The sequence below is a fragment of the Chryseobacterium potabilaquae genome (assembly GCF_902728265.1).
GTDB lineage: Bacteria > Bacteroidota > Bacteroidia > Flavobacteriales > Weeksellaceae > Chryseobacterium > Chryseobacterium potabilaquae.
In genome coordinates this window covers 39,993-64,694 of record NZ_CACVBR010000020.1, presented here as the reverse complement: position 1 = coordinate 64,694, position 24,702 = coordinate 39,993, and the positions used below count along the sequence as shown (strand labels likewise).

Below are 24,702 nucleotides of genomic sequence, written 5' to 3'. Positions count from 1 at the left end.
CATATTTGATTTCAAAATAAAAAATCCAGCCTCACGTGGGCTGGATTTTCAATTTATTTATATCAATAATTTAATTAAATAATTCTATTTCCTCTCCTTTTTCCACAGGATACTCTTCCGTAAAGCATCCAAAACAATGATTAGATGAGCCTAAAATTTCTTTTAAATTATCGGTACTTAGAAACTCTAAAGAATCAACACCTAAGTAATCTCTAAGCTCTTCTGTAGACATATTTGCTGAAATTAAATCGTCTTTTGAAGGAGTATCGATTCCCAAATAACAAGGTGCTATAATAGGAGGAGAAACGCTTCTAAAATGAATTTCTTTCACACCAGCATCTTTTAAAATTTTAACCAATCTTTTTGATGTTGTACCCCGAACAATGGAATCATCAATAATTACTACCCTCTTATCCTTAATCTCAGAAATAATAGGATTCAGTTTAAGATTGACAACCCGTTCTCTCATTTCCTGAGTAGGCACAATAAAACTCCTTCCTATATATCTGTTTTTAATCAAAACCGGACGAAAAGGTATTCCGGAAGCCTTTGAAAAACCAATTGCTGCAGGAACTCCTGAATCGGGAACCCCAATAACAACATCAGCCTCTACAGGAGCTTGCTCCCAGATTTTTTCTCCTGACTTTTCTCTAATTTCATAGACATTGATATTTTCTAAGCTAGAGTCCGGCCTTGCAAAATAGATATACTCAAAAGAACATATTCTTTGCTTTCCTTTTGTTTCATCTACCATATAAGAATGCAGCTTTCCTGGCTCATTCTCGTTGGTATAAATAATTTCTCCCGGTAAAATATCTCGGACATATTGAGCGCCTACTGCATCTAAAGCTACAGATTCAGAAGCAACTACATACGATTTTTCATCAATTGCTCCCAATACCAAAGGCCTGATTCCATTGAAGTCTCTGAATGCAAAAAACTTGTTTCTTGTCATCCCTACTACAGAATAAGCACCTTCTATTTTCTCCATAGTCACTTTAATAGCGCCACGAAGTCCCAAATCCAGATTCTTTTGTATTAATCTTAAAATAACTTCAGAATCAGACGTTGCTTTAAATACAACCCCTTCGGCCTCCAATTCAGCTTTCAATTCTTTAGCATTTGTAAGATTCCCATTATGGGCTATCGAAAGTATAATTTGATCATATTCATTTTTCGCAAAAAATGGTTGAAAATTATACTTTTTTTTGTCTCCTGCAGTTGTATAACGCGTATGTCCGATTGCGGAGTTACCCATAAAAGTATCGGGATCAATAATTTCTTTATAAACATCCAAAACTAACCCTTCATCTTTGATATTATTAATCTTTCCATTCTTTAGTACAGAAATACCACAAGCTTCTTGGCCTCTATGTTGTAATGCAAAAAGTCCGAATTGAGAAAGAGAAAATGTATCCAAATCATTATCAGAATACATCCCGAAAATACCACATTCTTCGTTTGGAGCATCTAATCTTTCTTCTTCTTGTGTTCTGAAAAGGTTTCTTCCGTAAGTTTGAGTTTCAAACTGTTTTAAATATTCATTTTTATGAATGTCTAAACTTTTCATTTTTTCTAATTGTAGATCTTAGAAGCTAGATTTCATACTGAAACCTAACCTCATAATTAAATTTTGTTGCTTTACTTATAAACAATTTTCCCAAGCTAAAAATATAGCACCTGAAAATTTATTTATTCAGTAAATTCTTCAGTCTGTTGTAGATTTCTACATAGGCTTCTGTTACCTCACCAAGATCTCTTCTGAATCTATCTTTATCCAATTTCTTCATCGTGTCTTTATCCCAAAGCCTGCAGGTATCAGGAGAAATTTCATCAGCAAGAACAATCTCACCTTCTGATGTTTTTCCTAATTCGATTTTGAAATCCACTAAGATGATATTAATTTTATCAAATAGCTCAATTAAAATATCATTAATATCTGAAGTTAATTCATACATTTCATCGAGCTCATCATAAGTCGCCGCTCCTAAAAACACAGCGTGATGATCATTGATAAGCGGATCTCCTAATTCATCTTTTTTATAGCAAATATCAAAAATAGTAACCGGAGACTTTATTCCCTCTTCTACTCCTAATCTTTGAGCCATACTTCCTGCAGAATAGTTTCTTACAACCATTTCCAAAGGAATAATAGAAACTTTTTTTACCAATTGCTCTCTTTCGTTCAGTTGTTTAATGAAATGAGTCTTAATCCCTTTTTCATTTAAATATTCAAAAATCAAAGTAGTGATTGCATTATTCATTTCACCTTTCAGGTCAACTTGACCTCTTTTTTGAGCATTAAATGCTGTAGCGTCATCTTTAAAACGTACTACTACCTGATTAGGATTGTCGGTTGCAAATACTTGTTTTGCTTTACCTTCATACAACATTTCTTTCTTTTCCATTTTTAAATTTTTGTCTTTATTAGATTTATATTATTTAATTAAAATTCCTATTAAAACAGCGATTCCAAAACTAAGTAATGTACCTATAAGTACATATTCTGTGAGCTTTCTTTGCCTCGCTTGAGCCAGATCACTAAATCTGAAAACAGATTTAGCAGCAACCATAAAACCAACTCCTTCCCAATGATTTACAACAATAAAAGTAAATACAAGTAAGCGTTCTAGAATGCCTATATATTTTCCAGCATTCGTAAGAGATTCTGTATGTACTGTATTTTGAGTTTCAGGAACCGGAATCCATGAGGATAATAACAATTTAATGATGATGGATGTCGGAATTGTCAAAAATACAATAGCAACCAACACTTGTACAAAGTCTCTATTATTTAAAAAACTAAAATTAAATTCTTTATAACAATATGAAATTCCCGCTATTACTATAATATGTAAAAGCTGATCAATAAAAAACCATTTTCTTTTAGTTTTTATATTTTGAAAAGTTAACTTGCTTGCATCAATAATGAAATGGGTAATTCCTATAAAAAAAGAAATCCACCATAATTCAAGCTTCCATAAAAAAATAAAACTTAATATTGTGTGAATGAAGACATGAAAATACAAATATTGACTTCTTAACTTATTCTTTTCTTTTTGAGAAACCCATGAATTTGGCTGAAGAATAAAATCTCCAAGTAAATGAGCCAATATGAGTTTAGTAAAAATCATGTCTAGAGTTCGGAGATTTTCTTTTTAAAATATTGGTTAGTTTCCAGGATAAGATCGTAATTAGCTCGTTTCAATCTTTGGCTTACCGATGACTGTGAAATAGCAAACTTTTTGGCCAAATCCTCTTGCGTAAGATCTTCATTCATTATCATTTCGTGAATAATCTCCGCTGTTGCCATAGTCCAATTATCAAAATCTTTTGAAGACCATTTAAGGAGAATATTAAGATCCCTGTCTACCGAATCATTGGAAGTCTTTATATAAACAGTATGACCACTATTTTTTAATTCATTCAAAAGTCTACCAGAATTGACATAGGCAGTGCCATTAGATTCTGTAATTTTCTCAGAGGAAAAATTTTCTTCCCCAATACCTATGGCAATTCTTACATCTAAATTTTCTTGACTTTTAATGAGAGATTTTATAGCTAAGAAATACCAGAAGATATCGTCAATATTGCATTTGAATTGAAACTCATCTCCCCTGTAGATTTCCCATATTTCTGGTGTAGCTCCCCAATTTTCGAGAAGTTGTTTAAGTTTGGTCAACCAAACTTCTGTATTAGCATGTTGCGAATTTATAATATCACCCGTAATGACCGCTATCATTCTGCAAATATAAGTATAATTACTTATAAATAAAAGATATAAGCAGAAACACTTATAGATATTCTTTATTAGTGTTTTTGCTTATATTAATAGAGTTGATACAAAATCCCACTATCAGGGCATCCTAGTTGATTAATCCTATTTCTTAATAAAATTAAAAGTATGATGATCCAGCTTCAGGATGTATTTACCTTGGGCAAGACCGTGAATAAAAATATTCTTCTTTTTTCTAAAGGGCCATTTTTCAGTATATACTACTTTTCCCAAAACATCCACTATTTGAGCAGATTGTATATTTTCTGTATCACCACTTACAAAAATACTTTCATTAGCCGGAGTCGGATAAATTTTAAATACCTCTTTTGTAAAAGATGACTTTTCAGAAGAAAAAGTCCCTAAATTTTGACAATAATTGTTTGCATAAGAATCCCACTCCATACTTTTAAAAGTAGATGTTGGTTGATTTATATTAGCTTTTCTATATAAGGAAACATTTCCTAAAATAGAAGAATTATTTTGACTAGGAAAACCTAATGCATCTACCGTGGCAGATTTATATTTAAGTTCTAAATACTGCCGCCCGGAATAAGTCATTTGAGGAGCTGCGGTTACAAACTTTGCCTGGTTAATAGTATAGCATGAAAAATGAGCATTAGGATTTATAATAACAAAAGTTTCATTATGTTGTACTGTCCCTTCCAACTCATATGAAGCCGGAAAATAATAATTTCCCCCGCTTGTAAGCTGAATAGCCAATCTATAATCACGTAGATTTACAGAATGTCCGGTTCTGTTAGTAATCTCAATAGCTTTATTATTAGACATTCCTTCCAAATATTTTGAAACAAACAGGTCTTTAGAATATGAGTCCGAAGCTAAAGTCATTACTGAAACAGTATTGCTATCTGAAGAACTTATATATCCATTGTTATAGGCTTTAACTGTAAAAGTATAACTCGTTGATGGTGTAAGATGGTCAATACTTATCGAAGTCGCTCTTGTGGAAGCCACTAAAACTCCATCTTTATAAATTCTATAACCTATAACATTTGGGCTAGTGCTCTTATTCCATTGTAAGGTAGTAAAATAAGCATTTGTTTGAGCCACCTTCAAACGACTTGGAGATTTTGGAATATTCGTCTCTGGGATATGTCCCCAGATTGAATTAACCCATTCTGGATGATCGATAAAGGGATTTCTATTCTTCTGAATAGCATACACTTCGTTATTTCTATCCTTTTCCTTTTGTGAAACTGGGTCTTGCTGATGCCACTGAAGAAGCATCGCAATATATTCCGGATCATATGCTCTTTCTTCTGTCCCGTCAAGGGGATTGGTATCAGAGGCCGGATTAAGACTATTATTATATTTAAAAGTCCCTAGTTTTCCTTCATATCTCACCGCAAAATACAATAGGCTTCTGGCAATATCCCCTTTAAATTCGTCAATAGGTTCATATACCCTCCCCGTATAGCTATAATTAGGGATAGCGCTCTTACCAATTTTTGAAGTATTCGTAAAAGTATGAAAAATATGAGATGATGCTGTAGAGCATATTCCATAAGGATAATTACTTCTCAATTGATTAATCCGTGCGTCCGTAGGAACTACATAAAATAGATCCGAATACATAGGATAATTACTATAAAATGTACTTTGTGGCATCATATGTTCTCTGTTCCACCCTTGCCCTTCTGCACTCACACTGCCTATAATATTTGCGTTAGTATATTCATAAGCGTCGGGTCCACTGGGAATTTCCGAATACATATCTAATAGTATGCTTGTATTATTCGCTCCATGATCATAGTATTTGTCTAAATCGGTTGTATTATAATAATGAGTAAGATCACCATAATGCCAGGAAATATTTTTTCTTGAAATAATTTCGTGAAGTTTATTTTTTAATGAATACCCTGTAAGGCCAATGGTCTCATTATAGTAACCAGATGGAATTTGTGCTAAAAAATAAGGATATATAAAAATTATAGGAAATATAAGTTTTTTCATATTGTTAAAATTGGGTGGCAAAAATAGTAAATTAATTGACTCAAAACATTCAACTTATAATTCAAAAAGATTCAAAAACCACACATAAAACAATAGTTTACAACACATTAAACTACAATCCGATAGAATAGAAATAATTTCTTTGGCATTCCATCAATTTATTTATCTTTGGAAACTAACTATTTATATATGAATACAGAAATTATTGATAACATTAAAATGGTAGCAGAAACAGCAAGAAATTTTGCTGAAAAGAATATTAGACCTCATATTATGGAATGGGATGAAAGCCAAACTTTTCCTAAAGATCTATTTCATCAGCTAGGTGAAATGGGGTTTATGGGAATTGTTATTCCTGAGCAATATGGAGGTTCTGGCCTTAGCTATCATGAATATGTGGCTATTCTGGATGAGATTTCCCAAGTAGATCCTTCTATAGGACTTTCTATAGCTGCACACAATTCATTATGTACCAATCATATATATGAGTTTGGAAATGAAGAACAACGAAATAAATGGCTACCTCAATTGGCTACAGGAAAAGTAATCGGTGCCTGGGGATTGACGGAACATAATACAGGTTCGGATTCTGGAGGAATGTCTACTACTGCTAAGAAAGACGGTAACGATTGGATTATTAATGGAGCAAAAAATTTTATTACCCATGCTATTTCTGGGGATATTGCCGTTGTGATGACAAGAACCGGAGAGAAAGGAGCTAAAAATAATTCAACAGCCTTTGTTTTAGAAAAAGGAATGCCTGGTTTTTCTTCAGGAAAAAAAGAAAATAAATTAGGGATGAGAGCTTCTGAAACAGCTGAGTTAATCTTTGATAACGTTCGTGTCCCAGACTCCCATCGACTAGGTGAAGTAGGTGAAGGATTCAAGCAAGCCATGAAAATTTTAGATGGTGGTAGAATTTCTATTGCAGCTCTAAGTTTAGGAACGGCAAGAGGAGCTTATCTGGCTGCCTTAAAATACGCGAAGGAAAGACATCAGTTTGGAAAACCTATTTCTGATTTTCAAGCAGTTAATTTTATGTTAGCCGATATGGCTACTGAAATAGATGCTGCAGAATTACTGATCCATAGAGCTTCTACTTTAAAAAATACAAAACAAAAAATGACTAAAGAAGGAGCTATGGCAAAACTATATGCTTCAGAAGCTTGTGTAAGGATATCTAATAATGCTGTTCAGATCTTTGGAGGGTATGGATACACAAAAGACTTTCCTGTTGAAAAATTCTATAGAGATTCCAAACTTTGTACAATAGGAGAAGGAACTTCAGAAATTCAAAGACTCGTTATTGGTCGTGATATTACAAAATAATTAAACATACAACAGATGATTAAACAAGCTCTTTTAGGGGAATTTTTATATGAATCTGAAAATACCCGTAAAATTCTAAAAGCAATTCCTGATAGTGCCCTTGACTGGAAACCTTCTGAAAAGAACTGGTCCACCGCTCAATTAGCATCACACATTGCTGAAGTATACAATTGGTATGAATCTACTTTTGATAGAGAAGTTTTTGACATGGGTACTTATCAATATGATAAAGGTGACATTTCAAAAGCTAAAAATATCGTTTCTAAGTTTGAAGAGAATGTTTTAAAAGCCCAAAAAGTACTGGAAAACTCCGATGAAAGCAGGTATTTTGATATGTGGAAAATGGAAATAAATGGTAATATTCTTTTTCCTCCAACTCAAAGAATCCAGGTCATCCGTGGTTTTTTATATAATCACTTGTATCATCATAGAGGGGAACTTGTTGTCTATTTAAGGTCAACTGGAAATAAAGTTCCGGGATTATATGGACCCACCGCAGATGATAAAAAATAATTAGAATTATATCACGTAAAAGTGAGTAGCACACGGGTTTTTCGTGTGCTATTTTCTTTTAAAGAGATAATAAAAATTTAATTATTTTTAACAAATAACCATATATTTTGAATTAAAATTCAATAAAATCATTAAAAAATTTGTTTTTCGTAATATTTTTTTTATTAGATTTGATATACCATAATCAAAAAAATTAATATGAAAAAACACTTATCCATGATTGGGATGCTTTTTATTTCCAGCATCTCTTTCGCTCAGACAGATCACATTTGGACAGAAAATTCAAAAAGACCAACAGTTAACGTTTTTGAGAACAAAAATAAAATTGAAAATCCAAAAGTGTACAACTTGGACATTAATGGCTTAAAAAATGCCTTATCTAATGCTCCCAAAAAACTGGCTGCTAGCGAAAAATCAGAGGTTATTATTTCTTTTCCTAACTCTGAAGGAATATTAGAAAAATTCAAAGTAAAAGAAAATTCAAACTTCACCGCTGAACTTGCAGCAAAGTATCCCGACATTAAATCATATGTTGGCCAGGGATTAGATGACCCCAACTCAACGATTTATTTTAGTATTTCTCAACTAGGCTTATCTTCTATGGAGATTTACGGAAATAAATCAGCAGTATTTATCGAGCCTTACACTAAAGATTTATCAACGTATGTAGTTTACAAAAAATCTGACAAGAAAGATGATTTAAGTAAATTTGAATGTACCGTGATCGATGCAGCACAAAATGGTGTTATGGACTCTAGTTCTCGACCTAATGCTGACGATTCTACTTTAAGAACATTTAGACTTGCTCTTTCATGTACAGGAGAATATACTGCCTATTTTGGGGGAACAAAAGCAAATGCTTTAGCAGCAATGAATAATTCCATGACACGCGTAAATGGTGTATTTGAAAAAGATTTTGCAGCAAGAATGGTTTTAGTAGCAAACAATGACGCTATTATTTATACTAACGCTTCAACAGATCCATACTCTCCTTCTTCCGGGATGAGTAGCTGGAATTCCCAACTTCAAAGTACATTAACCTCTGTAATTGGTGAAGCTAATTATGATGTGGGACATTTATTCGGGGCCACTGGTGGTGGTGGGAATGCAGGCTGTATAGGTTGTATTTGTGTAAATGGTTCAAAAGGAAGTGGATACACCTCTCCTGCCGATGGAATTCCTTCTGGAGATAATTTTGATATTGATTATGTAGCTCATGAATTAGGACACCAATTCGGAGGCAATCATACATTTTCTCATGGAAATGAAGGTACTGGCGTTAATATGGAACCAGGATCCGGCTCTACGATCATGGGATATGCCGGAATTACCAATCAAGATATTCAGCCTCATTCAGATGCATTTTTCCATGCTATAAGTATTCAACAAATCACCAACAATATCAAGGCAAAAACCTGCTCAGTAAATACTCCAACTGGTAATGCTATTCCAACGGCAAATGCTGGTGCAGATTATACAATTCCTAAAGGGACTCCATTCATGCTAACAGGAACAAGTACGGATGCCAATGGAGATGCATTGACTTATATTTGGGAACAAATGGACAACGCATCCTCTTCTCAAACAGGAGCTAACTCAGCCGCAAGTGCCACAAAAACATCTGGTCCTAATTTCAGATCATGGACACCATCTACATCTCCTGTAAGATATTTCCCTAGAATGGCTTCTATTTTAGCCGGAGCAACGACTACTGCGGGCTCAGAAATTACTGTTGAAGCTTTATCATCAGTAGCAAGAACATTAAATTTCAGATTTACTGCTCGAGACAATAGAGCTGGAGGAGCTGGAAATAATTCCGATGACGCAGTAGTGACAGTAAATGGAACCGCAGGACCTTTCAGTGTTACTTCTCAAAACGCTGCCACAACATATGCGGGAGGAAGCTCTCAAACAATAACATGGGACGTTGCTGGAACTACCTCAAATGGAGTTAATGCTGCCAATGTTGACATTCTTTGGTCAACTAATAGCGGGACTTCTTGGACTACTTTACTGGCAGGAACTCCTAATGATGGATCGCAAGCAGTAACCATTCCAAATGCTTCAACCACAACAGGAAGAATCATGGTAAAAGGTTCTAATCATATTTTCTTCGATGTTAATAATGCTAATATTACGGTAAATGCAGGATCAGGAGGAGATGTAACACCTCCTACAGCACCTACCCTTACAGCTTCTGGAACAACTTCTACAACTACGAATCTTTCATGGAGTGGCGCCACAGATAATGTAGGAGTGACAGGATATGACATCTATAGAGGTGCTACATTAATAGGCTCTACCGCTCTTACTACCTCTACAGTTACCGGACTAACTCCTGCTACTGCATATACTTTCAGCGTAAAATCAAAAGATGCTGCAGGGAACGTATCCCCATCAAGTAATACCGTAAATGTAACCACTCTTTCCGGAGGTTCAGTAACTTACTGTTCAGCTTCTGCAACCAATACATCCGATGAAAGAATTGGAAACGTGAAGTTTGGTACCATCAATAATACTTCTACAGGGACTGCTGGTTATGAAGACTTCACAGCAATCTCAACCAACGTAACAAAAGGAAACTCTTATGCTATTTATATAACACCAGTTTGGACTTCAACAGTATATAATGAAACTTATGCAGTTTATATTGATTACAATAAAGATGGAGACTTTACTGATAGTGGAGAACTTGCCTGGACTAAAGCAGCTTCTACAACTTCACCGGTAACAGGATCAATTACTATTCCTGCTACTGCATTGTCAGGGGCTACCAGAATGAGAGTAATTATGAAATATAGTACTTTACCGACTTCACCTTGTGGAACGTTCACGTATGGACAAGTTGAAGATTATACTATTAATATTGCTTCTTCTGGAAAAAGAGAAAGATTAATTAATGATACAAAAGATCCAATTACTAGTATTAATATATTCCCTAACCCTGTTATTGATATATTACATGTATCTAATATGACATCTGAGGATTACAAAATCTTCGATATGGGTGGAAAACTTGTTAACTCTGGAAAACTCGAAAAAGGAGCAGTCAATGTAAGCCAACTTGTAAAAGGAGCCTACATGATTGAAATTGGAGAAATCACCAAAAAATTCATTAAAAACTAATAACCTTTTAAATTAAACTATGCAAGGACCACCTATTTTTAGGTGGTCTTTTCCCTTTTAAATACCTAAATCAATAGTAATAAAAAAAACTCAAACAAGCCTCTAATATAAAGTAAACTAAAAAATAAATATTTAATTAAATAAATCACCATTTAATGAATTTTTTAATTAAATTTATCACTCAAAACACCCTTTTTCTGTACCGTTTACCAACGTTCTTTTTTTTGAACATACTCCATCTGTTTTGTACATCATTAAAAATTATTATATGAAACATTTATTTAAGTATTTCTTTTTTTTTACTATTGCTTCTTTTTCAATTGCCTGTAGCTCAGATCGAGAAGAAGAAACTTATAGTACAACACCTCCTGTTACAATTGTATTTTATAAAAATGCTGATGAATTTGCTCTCACCTACGACACCTCCGGAACCGTAAGTCCTGCAATTAAAGATCAAGCCTTTAATCTCTATAAGCAAGGTAAATGGATTGAATTAGAAGGACTCTTCAACGCCAATAAGTTGAATGGAGGATGGCCTCCCGCAAATGGGGGTTATAACATCATAGATGATGTTCCGTTTCAAGCAGGGCAAAAATTTGATAGATATAGTGGAGCCATTGGTAGCTATGACGGAACCGGAATTCCCACTTTGGGAGGTAGTTTTACAAGCCCTATAATCAATGGATACGTATATAGCTTTGAGCAAAGAGCCTTAAATAAACCCGAAAACACCTATGACTTCTACTATGAAATAGATGTCTTGAATAATTTATTATCCTTTAAATCACAAACCGCAGATGTTATTCCTTGGTTTAACCAAGTAGGTGGTGGTAAACAGACTATGTGGAAAATTCCCATTGACCCTACCACCGGATATCAGAAAACATGGAATAAGTTAGCCGAAGAAGGATACATAAAAGTAACTATTAAAAAAAGTCCAAGTGGAAAATTTCCTAAATTAGTAGGTACAGTTATCCAAAAATAAGTAAACTCACATGTACTCGATATCAAAAAAAATAAACATAACTAAACCAGCCTTTATTCTACAAAATATCTTTAGAAATGATGAAATAGGTTCCCCTACTGTAATAAAATTTACATGTTGTGATTGTAATCATGAAAATACAATTGAAATAACTCCATATCAATCAGGATTTCCAATTCTTCAGATCTATAAAAAAGACACTGTATTATCTAAAAACGAATTATTAAAAAATAGAATGGTTTCTGAAACCTCACAAGGAATGTTGCATTTTGGAGAAGTTACAGTAAATAATTTACCAACCTTATATTTTGGAACTACTTGCTCATATTGTTATTCAAAATATATAGGGGTGTTTGGGTATGGAGAAACACAACCTGGACTAACTTCCCTAGTCATCTCAGGAATATGGAAATACGAGGAATCGATATAATTTATATTCAATAGATGAACAATTTATTTTCTTGAATACACTATTTTAATTAGAAATCCACAGCCTATAACTGTGGATCTTTAATTAAATAGATTATAGTAGCGAGATTCATACATTTTATTTGGATAGGACTATACATTTTAAAAATCGTTTTTTATATTTGTCCTAAATTTAAAATTTCATGGAAAAAATTGATAGTCTGAACCAAGTAGCTGAATTCCATACTACTTTCAAAGCTCCTATTTTAGAAACACCACAAATCCCATCTTTAGAAAGATGTAATTTAAGAGTTGATCTTTTACAAGAAGAGCTGAACGAGCTGAAACAAGCAATCCAAGACGGAAATATGGTAGAAATTGCTGATGCACTTTGTGATTTACAATATGTTTTAAGTGGTGCCGTTTTAGAGTTTGGTCTTGGCAATAAATTTGTAGAATTATTCAATGAAGTTCAACGTTCCAACATGTCTAAGGCTTGTGATAATGAAGAGCAAGCAAAGGAGACCGTTGAATTTTATAAAGTAAAAGAAGTAGAGTCTTTTTATGAAAAATCAGGAGAAAAGTTTAATGTTTATCGACAAGCAGACCATAAAGTATTAAAGAATAAATATTATTCACCTGCTGATTTAAAGAAAATTATCGAAAAATAATATGAAAAAATTTATTACCCAGCTTACCATTATTTCAGGTATAGCACTAAGTGTTCCTCAGCTGAGTGCTCAAAAAATAGTAGTCAACAGAGAGGTTGATACTCAGAATGATGGTAAAATGCTTTTAGGAAATCAGTTAAAAGAACAATTTCTAAAGGAACCTTATGCAGATTGGTACATAAAAGAACATGACGAATATACACCTGATGCACAAGCAATCATCGAGCTTAAAAAAAAGAAGATTAATTCTTATAATATTATCGTTTTTTTAGGAACTTGGTGTGAAGACAGCCAGAGAGACTTTCCACGACTTATGAAAATTCTAGAAGAGGTAAAATATTCTGACAAGAAATTAACTATTATAGCCGTAAATCGTAAAAAAGAATCTCCCACCGGAGATGAAGGCCGCTATAATATTCAAAAAGTTCCTACTATCATTGTAGAAAAATATGGTAAAGAAATAGGAAGGATTATAGAAATGCCTACAAGCGGATATATTGAAAAGGATTTGTCTGCTATTGTAAAGAAAGATGACAGTTCTGTTATTAAGGAAATTTTTAAATAATTATCTTGAAAAACAACAAAGTAATCATATCATTTTTAGCAGGGATTCTTATCATGGTACTCCTGTTCTTTAGTTTTAGATCTTGTTTTAATGTAAGTAATAAAACAGAAAAATCAGATTATTATATTCTTACTAATCAGATTTCTAAAATGAATAAAATGGTTGTTTTGGAACAGAATTCCTCTTCCATGCAAAAAACAAAAATGGGATATGAATTTTTTGGGAAAGAAGTGACCAGTAATAATATCATTACGTACACCCAAACCACTACGCAGGTTTCATATGATCTTAATAAAATGAAGATAGAAGTTGATTCTATCCACAAAAAATTAATCATTACAGAATTACCTGATGCAGAAATCAAAATCAATCCCAGTGTAGAAATACAATCATTGGACGATTCTTTCTTTAACAGAATATCTGAAAAGGATATTAAAAATGTTACCCATAAAGCTAAAGAAACAGCAATACAGTCTATCGATCAAAATAGGTTGAGAACAGAAGGCAGAAAACAATTAATAGAAAATCTTAATACTATTTTCGTTTTGGCAAAGGCTTTGAATTATACTATAGAAGACCAGACTGGAAAACTGGGAATTTTAGGATTATAAAATTCAATAATCATGAGCAAAAAAGACAATAACAAAAAAACAGAATCTGCGAACTCCGCAGAAACGAAAAAACAAAATCAGGATTTTCAAAACATTCCTGCATCTTCTAAAAAAACCAACCCTCCGAGCATCAATAAAGAAGATATTCAAAAATCTTCTAAAAAGGTTTCCGGAAAAACAGATAATACAGATCAATAAATAAAAGGTTTTGTCTCTATAAAGAGGCAAAACCTTTTTCAGAATATCTAAATAAACGAACTATACAATGGTAGACTTTCCAATATTTACATTCTCAATATTATAATATGATTTTTCAGAATATTTAATGTAATCTGCAATAAAACTTCCCACTTCACTTGTAGAATACCATTGCTTAGAATTGAGATCACTCGTTACATATTTATGCTCAATAGCATGTTCTACGGATTCTCTTAATTTATTGGCTGCCAGATCTAATTGTAAATAATCAAGCATCATAGCAGTGCTTAAAATAGAAGCTACAGGATTGGCAATTCCTTTGCCTTTTGCCTGAGGATAAGACCCATGAATAGGCTCAAACAGTCCATTTTCTTCCCCAATAGAAGCTGAGGGTAATAATCCAATAGAGCCCCCGATTACACTCGCTTCATCAGAAATAATATCGCCAAACATATTTTCTGTCACAATGACATCAAATTGTTTAGGATTAAGGATCAATTGCATTGCGGCATTATCAACAAACATATATTCCAATTCTACATCTTCATATTCAGCAGCAATTTCCTGACAAGTCTTTCTCCATAACCTTGATGTATCTAATACATTGGCCTTATCAATAAGCGTTAATTTTTTTCTCCTTTTCTGCGCCTCCTGAAAAGCCATATGAACAATAGGGAGAATTTCTTCTTTAGCATATTTACAGATATCATATGCATACTCACCGTTTTCCTCTGTAAATTTTTCCCCAAAGTAAATACCACTCACTAATTCTCTGAAAATCTGAATATCGGTACCTTCAATAATATCTTGTTTCAATGGGCTTTTACCAATTAATGAAGAATATGTTTTTAGAGGTCTAATATTAGCAAAAAGCCCTAGCTCTTTACGAAGTTTCAATAACCCCTGCTCCGGTCTTACTTTTGCATCTGGATTATTATCAAATGAAGGATCACCAATAGCCCCAAAAAGAACAGCATCCGACTCTTTACAAATTTCTAACGTTTCTTCAGGTAAGGGATTTCCTGTTTTTGAAATAGCTTCTGCTCCAATTAATCCATATTTAAATTGAAATTTATAATGAAAAGCCTCAGAAATAGCATCTAAAATCTTGATGCTTTCTGCAACTACTTCCGGCCCTATTCCGTCTCCCGGAAGAACAGCTATTTTAAAATGATCGTTATTCATATATTCTTTGTGTTTTTAGTTCAAATTCTTGTATGGCATCTTTTTTACTGATCAAAAAATCAATATCATCATAACCATTCAGTAAACATATTTTTTTATAAGAATCTAGCTCAAAATATTCCGTCTTATCTTGAAAAGTAACCGTCTGGTTTTCTACATCCACTTCAATTTCACTTTCAGGCTCTTGGGTAATGTGAGCTAAAATCTCTTTTAAAAATGATTCAGAAACTTTTACAGGCAAAAGTCCATTATTCAGAGCGTTTCCTCTAAAAATATCGGCAAAAAAACTTGAAATTACAACCCTGAATCCATAATCCGTTAAAGCCCAGGCTGCATGTTCTCGACTACTTCCACAGCCAAAATTATTTCCGGCAACCAATATTTCTCCTGAATATTGCGCTTTATTTAAAACAAACCCAGGATTCGCCTCATGGGTATGGACATTATATCTCCAATCACGAAACAAGTTATTTCCAAACCCTTTTTTATCTATACTTTTCAAAAATCGTGCAGGAATAATCTGATCGGTATCAATATTTTCTACCGGTAATGGTATAGCACGGGATTTTATAACAACTAACTTTTGCATTTTGTTTAATTTAAATTTTCAAAAACCGAAATTCTTCCTTCTATCGCCACTTTAGCTGCAGTTAATGGACTAGCCAAAATAGTTCTAGCTCCCTGCCCTTGTCTTCCTTCAAAATTTCTATTTGATGTGGAAACACAATACTCCCCTTCCGGAATTTTATCATCATTCATTGCAAGACATGCCGAACAACCCGGTTGCCTAATTTGAAATCCTGCTTCATTGAAAATTTCATTGAGCCCCTCTTCATAAATTTGCTTAACAACTTGCTGGGAACCGGGAACAATTAAAGCGTGTACATGCTCTGATTTATTTTTACCTTTAATATATTGCGCTGCTGAACGAAAATCTTCAATTCTAGCATTGGTACAACTTCCAATAAAAACATAATTGATCTTAATATCAGAGGGGGATTGTCCGGCTTTTAATCCCATATATTGTAAGGCTTTCTCTTCCGATTCATTTTGAGGAGTAGGAATCATTTCATGTACTGAAATTCCCATTCCGGGATTAGTTCCATAGGTAATCATGGGGTAGATTTCAGAAGCATCAAAAGAAAATTCTTGATCAAAAATAGCCCCTTCATCTGTCCCTAAGGTTTTCCAATACTCTAGCTTCTCTTCCCATTCTTCATCCTTTGGAGCAAACGTTTTCCCTTTTACATATTCAAAAGTGATTTCATCCGGGGCAATCATTCCTCCTCTAGCTCCCATCTCTATACTCATATTACAAACAGTCATCCTTCCTTCCATAGACATTTCTTCAAACACATTTCCTGCATATTCACAGAAATATCCTGTTCCCCCGTCAGTTCCAACCTTTGAAATAATGTAAAGAATAACATCTTTAGGTTCAACATCTTTGTTGAGCTTTCCATTGACGGTAATTCTCATTGATTTAGGCTTATTCAATAATAAGCATTGGCTGGCAAAAACCTGTGCAACCTGGCTGGTTCCAATTCCGAAAGCTATGGAACCGAAAGCACCATGCGTGGAAGTATGACTATCACCGCAAACAATACTCATTCCCGGTTGTGTAATCCCTAATTCCGGAGCAATAATATGTACAATCCCCTGATACTGATGCCCTAATCCATAAAGTTCAATATTATTTTTATTACAATTTTTTGTTAATTGTTGGACTTGATTTCTGGATGATTCATCAACGATCGGAAGCTCTTGATTTAATGTAGGCACATTATGATCTGCTGTTGCAACGATTTGGCTGGGTCTAAAGATTTCAAGATTTCTTGATTCTAGTTCAGAAAAAGCTTGAGGGCTTGTTACTTCATGAATCAAATGTTTATCAATATATATGATTTGAGGTCCATCAGGAATACTTTCTACTACATGTACATCCCAAACTTTATCAAAGAGTGTCTTTTTACTATTGTCCATTTCTACGCTTATTTAAAACAATATTTATCCTATTTTTCTATTAAATACCTCAATCATTAATCCTAAATCATCATTATTTACCTCTTTCTTTATATCAGCAATTTTCAAAAATTCTTCATATAAAAAGTCAAGTTCATTTTTAGTGACATCAAAACCAATATGTTTGAATCGGTAAGCTAATGCCGAACGTCCACTTCTCGCCGTAAGAACAATAGAGGAATTATTCACACCTACATCGGCAGGATCTATTATTTCATAAGTTTCTCTGTTTTTAATCACACCATCTTGGTGAATCCCTGAACTGTGGGCAAAAGCATTCGTTCCTACAATAGCTTTATTAGGTTGTACCGGCATTCCCATTAAATCAGAAACCAACACACTCATATAATTCAGCATTTTGGAATTTATATGAGTATGTAATTTAAGGTCTGTATGTTGTTTTAAGACCATGACAACTTCTTCTAATGCCGTATTTCCTGCTCTTTCGCCAAGTCCATTGATTGTACATTCTATTTGTCGTGCTCCATTTATCACCCCTGCAATAGAATTAGCAGTAGCCATTCCTAAATCATTATGACAATGGCAAGATAAAATAGCTTTATCAATACCTTTTACATTTTCTTTTAAGTACTTTATTTTTTGACCATACTCTTCAGGAAGACAATATCCTGTTGTATCGGGAATATTAAGAACTGTTGCACCGGCTTTAATGGCTTCCTCGCAAACTTGAGCAAGAAAATCATTATCTGTTCTTCCTGCATCTTCGGCATAAAACTCAACATCTTCTACAAAAGTTTTTGCATATTTTACAGCTTGAGTAGCTCTTTCTATAATTTTTTCTCTCGTCGAGTTAAATTTATATTTGATATGCGAATCTGAAGTTCCAATTCCTGTGTGAATTCTGGGTCTTTTTGCTAATTTTAGGGCTTCCGCAGCCGCTTCTATATCTTTTTCATTAGCCCTAGTTAAACCACAAACTTTTGCATTTTTTACCAATTTTGAAATTTCTGAGACCGAATGAAAATCTCCCGGACTTGAAATGGGAAAACCTGCCTCAATGATATCCACACCAAGCTCATCCAGTTTTTCAGCAATAGTTAGCTTTTGATTTGTATTTAATTTACAACCAGGTACCTGTTCTCCATCACGCAATGTAGTATCAAAAATTTCAATTTTTTCGGAATTCATACTGAAGTTTTTTACTTAATTTTGGTTCAAAACTAATAGATTGATTAATTTATGAGTTCCTGTTTTTTTAGAAAATTACAATATTCAAAAGAATAAAAACAAAACACAAACATCTGATAATAAAATAATTAAATTGAAAAAAAATACAACGTCAAAATCGCAAAAAGATTTTTTATTTGTACTAATAAAGTCATTGACAACCTCAGAAAAGAGGCAATTCAAACTCTATGTAAATCGTCTTGGAATAAATGCAGACGCCAAATTTCTACTTCTTTTTTCTGAATTGGATAAAATGAGTGAATATGATGAAAATATCATTATTGAGAAGAAAGTTTCTACTAAGCAACAGCTATCCAATCTTAAAGCCCATCTCTATAAACAAATTTTAGTGAGCTTAAGAATGAACCCAAGCCATCAAAATTACAGAATACAACTACGGGAACAACTCGATTTTGCTAACATTCTTTATCAAAAAGGCCTTTATAAGCAAGCCTTAAAAATTTTAGATAAGTCTAAACAAACAGCTCTTGAACTAGATGAGAAAAGTATTGCATCAGAAATCATCGACTTAGAAAAAGTAATTGAATCACAATTTATTACAAGAAGTATTGTGGGTCGTGCCGATGAGTTAATTGACCAATCCAAAAGGATTAGCCTGCAAAATCATTACACTACAGAATTATCAAATCTTTCCCTAAAGCTATACAGTGAAATGTTAACGCATGGATATGTAAAAAATGATGAAGATCGCTTGGAAATTATGCAGATTTTCAATACTCAAATCAAAAATATTGCATTTGAAAAATTGAATTTCACCGAAAAACTTTGGTATTTTAAGGCGCATGTTTGGAAAAACCAACTTTTACAAGATTACAAGTATACCTTAAAATATGCCTATCAATGGGTAGACTTATTTCATAAAAATCCTGAGATGATTGCGAGTCACCCCGTATGGTATATTAAAGGAAATACCTATCTGCTAAAAATTCTTTTTCTGTATGGGAATATCGATATTTTGGAAGAACATTTCAATAGATTTAATGAGAAAGTATACTCTTCAAGTTTCGCTCAAAATGAAAACTTACAATCACTTGTTTTTCTGACTCATTATAATACTTTAATGAATATTCACTTTGTAAAAGGAGAGTTCTTCACAGGGACTAAATTAATTCCTGAAATCGAAATGAAAATGGAAAAACTTCGAGATAAAATTGACGAACATCACTTTATGATTTTTTATCTTAAAATGGCAGCCATGTTTTTTGGCAGTAAAAAATATAAAGAATCTATTCACTATTCAATGAAAGTCTTAGAGTCAAAAGGAAATGTTCAGGAGGATCTTATTTTTCATACTCGGATACTTATTTTAATGGCTAAACATGAATCCGGAAATGATGAAGATTATGATGAATTTATAAAAGAAACCCAACGGTTTGCAAAAAAAATGAAAAACCCAGAAGAGTTTCATTTTGAAAGTGTGAAATTTTTCAAAAATCTCAATAATATAATTTCCGATAAACAACTAAAGGCATTTGAAGCGTTTGATGAAAAATTGGAACTTTTCTCTACAAATGAATATTATAGACGTTCACTTTTGTATATTGATATTCGTGGATGGATAAAATCTAAGATTCAAAACCAAGATGTCATCGAAATAATACGGCAAAAAGTAAAATATAAAAGAAGGCACTAAATTGATTTTCTGCCAGTTAAAATATCTTACACTAAAATCTTCATTAAATGACATTTTTTTAAAACGTTATTATGGAAGTTTTAGTATTAAATCTTACCTCAAATAAGCTTAAATATAGGTTTTTATATAAAAAAAACGTATTTTTGCCTCTTAAAAATTTTTTAGTTAAAAATGATAAAAATTACACTACCAGACAATAGTGTCAAAGAATTCGAATCGGGAGTTACTCCCCTTGATGTGGCAAAATCTATAAGTGAAGGATTGGCTAGAAATACCATTTCCGCAGTTGTTAATAGCAAACAAGTAGAGACGACCACGCCGATAACCATGGATTCGACAGTACAACTTTTGACCTGGAGTGATGAACTTGGAAAAAAAGCTTTTTGGCATTCTTCTGCTCACCTTTTGGCACAGGCTATCTTAGAATTTTATCCTAATGCTAAGTTAACTATTGGCCCTGCTATTGAAAGTGGGTTCTATTATGATGTGGATTTTGGAGACGAAAGTTTATCTGAAAAAGATTTTGAGAAAATAGAGAAGAAAGTATTAGAAAACGCAAAAAAAAGTTCAACTTTTTCATTATACCCAGTTTCCAAAGAAGAAGCATTACGAGTATATGCTGACAATCCTTATAAAGTAGAATTAATTTCTAATCTTAATGATGGGGAAATTACGTTTGTTACTCATGATAACTTCACCGATCTTTGTCGTGGAGGCCACATTCCTAATACAAGCATTGTAAAAGCGGTTAAAATTTTAAACGCGGCAGGAGCCTACTGGAGAGGAAATGAGAAAAATCCTCAGTTAACAAGAGTCTATGGTATTTCTTTTCCTAAACAAAAAGATTTAACGGAATATCTTGAAAAATTAGAAGAAGCTAAAAGAAGAGATCATAGAAAACTAGGTAAGGAATTGGGAATTTTTGCTTTTTCAGAAAAAGTAGGAGCCGGTTTACCCCTTTGGTTACCAAAAGGAGCCGCTTTAAGAAAAAAACTAGAAAATTTTCTTACGGTAGCTCAAAAGAAAGCAGGCTATGAATTTGTTATGTCACCTCATATTGGGGCAAAAGAGTTATATGTAACTTCCGGACATTGGGACAAATATGGAGAAGATAGCTTTCAACCAATTAAAACTCCGAACGAAGGGGAAGAGTTTATGTTAAAGCCTATGAACTGTCCTCATCATTGTGAAATCTATAAAACTTCACAATGGAGTTATAGAGATCTCCCTAAAAGATATGCAGAATTTGGAACAGTGTACCGATATGAACAAAGTGGAGAACTTCATGGATTGACAAGAGTTCGTGGATTCACTCAGGATGATGCTCACCTATTCTGTACTCCTGATCAGCTTTTAGAAGAGTTTGAAAAGACCATAGATCTAGTATTGTATGTCTTTACTTCATTAGGTTTTGAGGATTTTGTGACTCAGGTTTCATTAAGAGATACTGAAAACAGAGATAAATATATTGGATCTGATGAAAATTGGGAAAAAGCAGAAAATGCTATTATTACCGCTGCAAAAAATAAAGGCTTAACTACTATTGTTGAGTATGGTGAGGCAGCATTCTATGGTCCCAAGTTAGATTTCATGGTGAAAGATGCTTTAGGTAGAAAATGGCAGCTTGGAACAATTCAGGTTGATTATAACTTACCTGAAAGATTTGATCTTCATTATATAGGAAACGATAATGAAAAGCATAGACCGGTAATGATTCATAGAGCTCCTTTCGGTTCCATGGAACGTTTTATTGCTATTTTAATTGAAAATACGGCTGGAGACTTCCCATTATGGCTAAGTCCTGATCAATTTATCATCTTACCTATCAGTGAAAAATATGTAGATTATGCAAAAAAAGTTTCACAATTTTTAGAAAATCACGATATTAGCGGTCAAATTGATGATAGAAACGAAAAAACAGGAAAGAAGATCCGTGATGCCGAATTGAAGAAGATTCCATTTATGCTAGTTGTAGGGGAAAATGAAGAAAAAGAGGGAACGATTTCTGTAAGAAGACGCGGAGAAGGAGATCTTGGGGTAATGAATATGGAAAATTTTGTTTCTTATTTTAAAAAAGAAGCTACAATATAAAACTCTAAAGATGTAAGATGATCTATGATAGATATAAGTGTCATCTTTTATTTTAATAAATTTAGTAATTAACCAATAAAATTATAATACAATAGCACAAAGATTTAACAACAGGGGCCCACAAAGACGTCCTGTACAAGAGGACTTACACTTAATCAACGATAAAATTCGTGTGAGAGAGCTTCGTTTGGTGGGCGATAACGTAGAGCCGGGAATTTATCCAATTGACAAAGCAAGACAGATTGCTGCTGAGCAAGAATTGGATCTAGTAGTGATTTCTGATAAGGCTGAACCGTTTATTGCAAGAATATTAGAATACAAAAAATTCTTATATGAGCAAAAGAAAAAGCAAAAAGAGCTTAAAGCTAAGCAAGTAAAAGTGGTGGTAAAAGAAATCCGTTTCGGACCTCAAACCGATGACCATGATTATGAATTTAAGAAAAAACATGCGGAAAAATTTCTTGAAGAAGGTTCTAAATTAAAAACCTACGTATTTTTTAAAGGCCGCTCCATTATCTTTAAAGATCAAGGAGAAATTTTGCTTTTAAAATTAGCACAGGAATTAGAGCATGTTGGAAAAGTTGACCAACTTCCTAAGCTTGAAGGAAAAAGAATGATTATGATGATGAGTCCTAAAAAACCGGCTAAATAATTAATGAGATTATTCTATAATTTCAAACTTTAAATATAAACCTCAAATTAGTTTGAGGTTTTTTTATTTTATACTAATGTCAATACTATTTATCCAAATCTGTTCCCGGTCTTTTGTGTATTCAAAATTTTGCAACATAAATTCCCGATTGTATTTTACTTTTTCGTTGAAATGTAGTTTTCCGTTGATGTAAACTTTTACTTTCTTTTTCAGGTTGACCATTTCAGGCGATATATTGATAGAAAATGATTGGATATTTGACGTTTGGATTCGGAAAATATTATTGTTGTATTCAGCTTTTATTTTTCCCGATTTTCTTGGAAAGTCAAACGCATTTTTATAAACTTCCTGAACGATTAAGTTGTCGTTTTTATCATAATCCAACCATTTGTTGATTTTAAAGTTGAGTTCTTTGTGCCAATTTGCTTTTGGACTTAATATGTCTAATTTTGTGTCAGAAATCCAATCAATATTTCCGTATTTTTCATCATCAAACTCCCAAGATATTTCTTTTGGAAACGGATTTCTTTTTCGTTTTATCAAATCATCAAACAGGATTTTATAGGCTGGTTCTGATTCATCAAATTGAGGAAACCAATGCGGGAATCCATTATAACGATATTCTTTATAATCCGCATTTATCTCGTTCATTAATTTTGTAAAGTCATCATTTGCATTTGGCGGATAATAATAATCTTCGTCTGTTGAAAAGTTGATAAATGAACGGTTTTTTATGTTTTCTATAAATGTTCCTCCCGTGAAAACTTTAGGATAGGTATTGAAACCATAAAAACCTGCAAATTGTGTAGGTTGTTTCATCAGATAAGAAAACGAGCCTGTTGCTCCGTTGGAATGTCCCGAAATAAAAACTTTGTTTTCATCAACATTAATTCCTTTTTTAATGAGTTTAACCATTTCGGGAATCATAAAAAAACCATCATCCGATGTCATCCAATTGTATTGTCGGCTTCCTTTCGGGAAAACCAAAATCACATCATTTTGTTCGGCATATTTTGTATAATATCTATTCCATTCTCCTAAATTTAATCCGACAGGCTGAAAATCTACAAGATCATTATTTCTTACTGCTCCGTGTAGGAAAAAGAGTAGCGGATATTTCTTTTGGGGATTGTAATTTTTGGGTAAATGAACAAGAAATGCAGTTTTTGTAGAGTCGTTTATTGGAAAAGAAATAGAGTAATCCTGTTTTTGTTTGGGCAAATAAGGGTTATAAGATTTGATTTCTTCATAAAGTTTTTTTTCATCTGAGAATGAAAATGCTTTTTCCTTAATATTAAAAAACTCGTTTGCGGATTCTTTTAGTTTGTCAAAAAATAGATTACGTTTGAAAACAGCTCTTTCCTTGACTGTTATCCATCTTGGGTCACTTATCAAGTTTCTGTATTCTGATTCTGCATATTTTCCTACTACCGAATTCCATTCGGGAAGCCCTGTATTTATATCTGTATCAATTTCCACAAGTTTTGTAAGAAATTGGAATGCCTTATCAAATTCCTTTAATTCTCCTGCTAATACTGATGCTTTATACAATCCGCTTTCATCTATGCTGTCGGGAAATTTGCTAAAAGCGTCCTCATAAAACGATAAAGATAATCTGTAACCGTCTTCGTCTTTTGCTTTATGCATTGTTTCCAATGCTTTTTGTCTTAGTTCTGAATAGATTTCCTGTGCGTCTGCTACTACACAAAAGAAAATAGAAATTAATGTTATACAATACCTCATAAATCAAAA

22 protein-coding genes are annotated in these 24,702 nt (G+C 33.2%); 12 read left to right on the top strand and 10 right to left on the bottom strand.

The window, feature by feature from the left end; all coding sequences use genetic code 11:
* Positions 1-70: 70 nt before the first annotated feature.
* The 5 genes from purF to CHRY9293_RS11545 all read right to left on the bottom strand — a co-directional run bounded on the left by purF (position 71) and on the right by CHRY9293_RS11545 (position 5,752).
* Positions 71-1,570: an amidophosphoribosyltransferase gene (gene purF, locus CHRY9293_RS11565; RefSeq protein WP_162033120.1), complete on the bottom strand. Its 1,500-nt coding sequence runs from the start codon at positions 1,568-1,570 to the stop codon at positions 71-73.
* A gap of 118 nt (positions 1,571-1,688) precedes the next feature.
* Entirely contained in the window at positions 1,689-2,408 is a 720-nt protein-coding gene (gene purC / locus CHRY9293_RS11560) for a phosphoribosylaminoimidazolesuccinocarboxamide synthase (RefSeq protein ID WP_122547247.1), read from the bottom strand.
* Between the two features lie 30 nt (positions 2,409-2,438).
* Positions 2,439-3,134, bottom strand: coding sequence for a DUF3307 domain-containing protein (locus CHRY9293_RS11555; RefSeq protein WP_162033119.1), 696 nt, complete (start codon positions 3,132-3,134; stop codon positions 2,439-2,441).
* A 2-nt stretch (positions 3,135-3,136) separates the two neighbouring features.
* A complete protein-coding gene (locus CHRY9293_RS11550; RefSeq protein ID WP_162033118.1) occupies positions 3,137-3,742 on the bottom strand; it encodes a SatD family protein in 606 nt (201 codons plus the stop codon).
* 138 nt (positions 3,743-3,880) lie between these two features.
* Positions 3,881-5,752 carry an endonuclease gene (locus CHRY9293_RS11545; RefSeq protein ID WP_162033117.1) on the bottom strand — a complete coding sequence of 624 codons (1,872 nt, stop codon included), beginning with the start codon at positions 5,750-5,752 and terminating at the stop codon, positions 3,881-3,883.
* A 189-nt stretch (positions 5,753-5,941) separates the two neighbouring features.
* Between CHRY9293_RS11545 and CHRY9293_RS11540 the strand changes: the two genes are divergently transcribed.
* The 9 genes from CHRY9293_RS11540 to CHRY9293_RS11500 all read left to right on the top strand — a co-directional run bounded on the left by CHRY9293_RS11540 (position 5,942) and on the right by CHRY9293_RS11500 (position 14,158).
* Positions 5,942-7,081, top strand: coding sequence for an acyl-CoA dehydrogenase family protein (locus CHRY9293_RS11540; RefSeq protein ID WP_162033116.1), 1,140 nt, complete (start codon positions 5,942-5,944; stop codon positions 7,079-7,081).
* A 15-nt stretch (positions 7,082-7,096) separates the two neighbouring features.
* Positions 7,097-7,594: a DinB family protein gene (locus tag CHRY9293_RS11535; protein WP_162033115.1), complete on the top strand. Its 498-nt coding sequence runs from the start codon at positions 7,097-7,099 to the stop codon at positions 7,592-7,594.
* A gap of 198 nt (positions 7,595-7,792) precedes the next feature.
* Complete coding sequence (locus tag CHRY9293_RS11530; protein WP_162033114.1) at positions 7,793-10,720, top strand: reprolysin-like metallopeptidase; 2,928 nt, start codon at positions 7,793-7,795, stop codon at positions 10,718-10,720.
* 268 nt (positions 10,721-10,988) lie between these two features.
* Positions 10,989-11,705, top strand: coding sequence for a glycohydrolase toxin TNT-related protein (locus CHRY9293_RS11525; RefSeq protein WP_162033113.1), 717 nt, complete (start codon positions 10,989-10,991; stop codon positions 11,703-11,705).
* A 10-nt stretch (positions 11,706-11,715) separates the two neighbouring features.
* Positions 11,716-12,135, top strand: coding sequence for a hypothetical protein (locus tag CHRY9293_RS11520; protein ID WP_162033112.1), 420 nt, complete (start codon positions 11,716-11,718; stop codon positions 12,133-12,135).
* A gap of 181 nt (positions 12,136-12,316) precedes the next feature.
* Positions 12,317-12,784, top strand: a complete 468-nt coding sequence (locus CHRY9293_RS11515; protein WP_122636456.1) for a pyrophosphohydrolase domain-containing protein — start codon at positions 12,317-12,319, stop codon at positions 12,782-12,784.
* A gap of 1 nt (position 12,785) precedes the next feature.
* Positions 12,786-13,349 carry a TlpA family protein disulfide reductase gene (locus CHRY9293_RS11510; protein ID WP_162033111.1) on the top strand — a complete coding sequence of 188 codons (564 nt, stop codon included), beginning with the start codon at positions 12,786-12,788 and terminating at the stop codon, positions 13,347-13,349.
* Between the two features lie 5 nt (positions 13,350-13,354).
* A complete protein-coding gene (locus tag CHRY9293_RS11505; RefSeq protein WP_162033110.1) occupies positions 13,355-13,960 on the top strand; it encodes a DUF4230 domain-containing protein in 606 nt (201 codons plus the stop codon).
* 12 nt (positions 13,961-13,972) lie between these two features.
* Positions 13,973-14,158, top strand: a complete 186-nt coding sequence (locus tag CHRY9293_RS11500) for a hypothetical protein (RefSeq protein WP_162033109.1) — start codon at positions 13,973-13,975, stop codon at positions 14,156-14,158.
* 60 nt (positions 14,159-14,218) lie between these two features.
* Here CHRY9293_RS11500 and leuB read toward each other — a convergent pair whose 3' ends face one another.
* Genes leuB through CHRY9293_RS11480 form a run of 4 tightly spaced genes read right to left on the bottom strand, consistent with a single transcriptional unit; the run spans position 14,219 to position 18,514 of the window.
* A complete protein-coding gene (gene leuB, locus CHRY9293_RS11495) occupies positions 14,219-15,343 on the bottom strand; it encodes a 3-isopropylmalate dehydrogenase (RefSeq protein WP_162033108.1) in 1,125 nt (374 codons plus the stop codon).
* On the bottom strand, positions 15,336-15,932 hold the full coding sequence (leuD, locus tag CHRY9293_RS11490) for a 3-isopropylmalate dehydratase small subunit (protein WP_162033107.1): 597 nt from the start codon (positions 15,930-15,932) through the stop codon (positions 15,336-15,338). The genes leuB and leuD overlap by 8 nt, the downstream gene beginning before the upstream one ends.
* Before the next feature lie 5 nt (positions 15,933-15,937).
* Entirely contained in the window at positions 15,938-17,326 is a 1,389-nt protein-coding gene (leuC, locus tag CHRY9293_RS11485) for a 3-isopropylmalate dehydratase large subunit (RefSeq protein WP_162033106.1), read from the bottom strand.
* A gap of 24 nt (positions 17,327-17,350) precedes the next feature.
* Positions 17,351-18,514, bottom strand: a complete 1,164-nt coding sequence (locus tag CHRY9293_RS11480) for a 2-isopropylmalate synthase (RefSeq protein ID WP_162033105.1) — start codon at positions 18,512-18,514, stop codon at positions 17,351-17,353.
* Between the two features lie 133 nt (positions 18,515-18,647).
* On the opposite strand from CHRY9293_RS11480, the gene CHRY9293_RS11475 reads away from it, so the two are divergent.
* From CHRY9293_RS11475 to infC, 3 genes are all read left to right on the top strand, one after another.
* On the top strand, positions 18,648-20,207 hold the full coding sequence (locus tag CHRY9293_RS11475) for a hypothetical protein (RefSeq protein ID WP_162033104.1): 1,560 nt from the start codon (positions 18,648-18,650) through the stop codon (positions 20,205-20,207).
* Positions 20,208-20,378: 171 nt separating this feature from the next.
* Positions 20,379-22,298, top strand: a complete 1,920-nt coding sequence (gene thrS, locus CHRY9293_RS11470) for a threonine--tRNA ligase (protein ID WP_162033103.1) — start codon at positions 20,379-20,381, stop codon at positions 22,296-22,298.
* 91 nt (positions 22,299-22,389) lie between these two features.
* Positions 22,390-22,950, top strand: a complete 561-nt coding sequence (infC, locus tag CHRY9293_RS11465) for a translation initiation factor IF-3 (RefSeq protein WP_076352026.1) — start codon at positions 22,390-22,392, stop codon at positions 22,948-22,950.
* A 63-nt stretch (positions 22,951-23,013) separates the two neighbouring features.
* Here infC and CHRY9293_RS11460 read toward each other — a convergent pair whose 3' ends face one another.
* Positions 23,014-24,693 carry an alpha/beta hydrolase-fold protein gene (locus CHRY9293_RS11460; RefSeq protein ID WP_162033102.1) on the bottom strand — a complete coding sequence of 560 codons (1,680 nt, stop codon included), beginning with the start codon at positions 24,691-24,693 and terminating at the stop codon, positions 23,014-23,016.
* Positions 24,694-24,702: the final 9 nt, after the last annotated feature.

Bases quoted from the DNA above. Each gene is read 5' to 3' on its own strand.
- leuD (WP_162033107.1), bottom strand. From the start codon at position 15,932: ATGCAAAAGTTAGTTGTTATAAAATCCCGTGCTATACCATTACCGGTA.
- CHRY9293_RS11520 (WP_162033112.1), top strand. From the start codon at position 11,716: ATGTACTCGATATCAAAAAAAATAAACATAACTAAACCAGCCTTTATT.
- CHRY9293_RS11550 (WP_162033118.1), bottom strand. From the start codon at position 3,742: ATGATAGCGGTCATTACGGGTGATATTATAAATTCGCAACATGCTAAT.
- CHRY9293_RS11460 (WP_162033102.1), bottom strand. From the start codon at position 24,693: ATGAGGTATTGTATAACATTAATTTCTATTTTCTTTTGTGTAGTAGCA.
- CHRY9293_RS11535 (WP_162033115.1), top strand. From the start codon at position 7,097: ATGATTAAACAAGCTCTTTTAGGGGAATTTTTATATGAATCTGAAAAT.
- CHRY9293_RS11545 (WP_162033117.1), bottom strand. From the start codon at position 5,752: ATGAAAAAACTTATATTTCCTATAATTTTTATATATCCTTATTTTTTA.
- CHRY9293_RS11515 (WP_122636456.1), top strand. From the start codon at position 12,317: ATGGAAAAAATTGATAGTCTGAACCAAGTAGCTGAATTCCATACTACT.
- CHRY9293_RS11480 (WP_162033105.1), bottom strand. From the start codon at position 18,514: ATGAATTCCGAAAAAATTGAAATTTTTGATACTACATTGCGTGATGGA.
- CHRY9293_RS11555 (WP_162033119.1), bottom strand. From the start codon at position 3,134: ATGATTTTTACTAAACTCATATTGGCTCATTTACTTGGAGATTTTATT.
- CHRY9293_RS11530 (WP_162033114.1), top strand. From the start codon at position 7,793: ATGAAAAAACACTTATCCATGATTGGGATGCTTTTTATTTCCAGCATC.
- thrS (WP_162033103.1), top strand. From the start codon at position 20,379: ATGATAAAAATTACACTACCAGACAATAGTGTCAAAGAATTCGAATCG.
- leuB (WP_162033108.1), bottom strand. From the start codon at position 15,343: ATGAATAACGATCATTTTAAAATAGCTGTTCTTCCGGGAGACGGAATA.
- purC (WP_122547247.1), bottom strand. From the start codon at position 2,408: ATGGAAAAGAAAGAAATGTTGTATGAAGGTAAAGCAAAACAAGTATTT.
- CHRY9293_RS11500 (WP_162033109.1), top strand. From the start codon at position 13,973: ATGAGCAAAAAAGACAATAACAAAAAAACAGAATCTGCGAACTCCGCA.
- CHRY9293_RS11540 (WP_162033116.1), top strand. From the start codon at position 5,942: ATGAATACAGAAATTATTGATAACATTAAAATGGTAGCAGAAACAGCA.
- purF (WP_162033120.1), bottom strand. From the start codon at position 1,570: ATGAAAAGTTTAGACATTCATAAAAATGAATATTTAAAACAGTTTGAA.
- leuC (WP_162033106.1), bottom strand. From the start codon at position 17,326: ATGGACAATAGTAAAAAGACACTCTTTGATAAAGTTTGGGATGTACAT.
- CHRY9293_RS11525 (WP_162033113.1), top strand. From the start codon at position 10,989: ATGAAACATTTATTTAAGTATTTCTTTTTTTTTACTATTGCTTCTTTT.
- CHRY9293_RS11510 (WP_162033111.1), top strand. From the start codon at position 12,786: ATGAAAAAATTTATTACCCAGCTTACCATTATTTCAGGTATAGCACTA.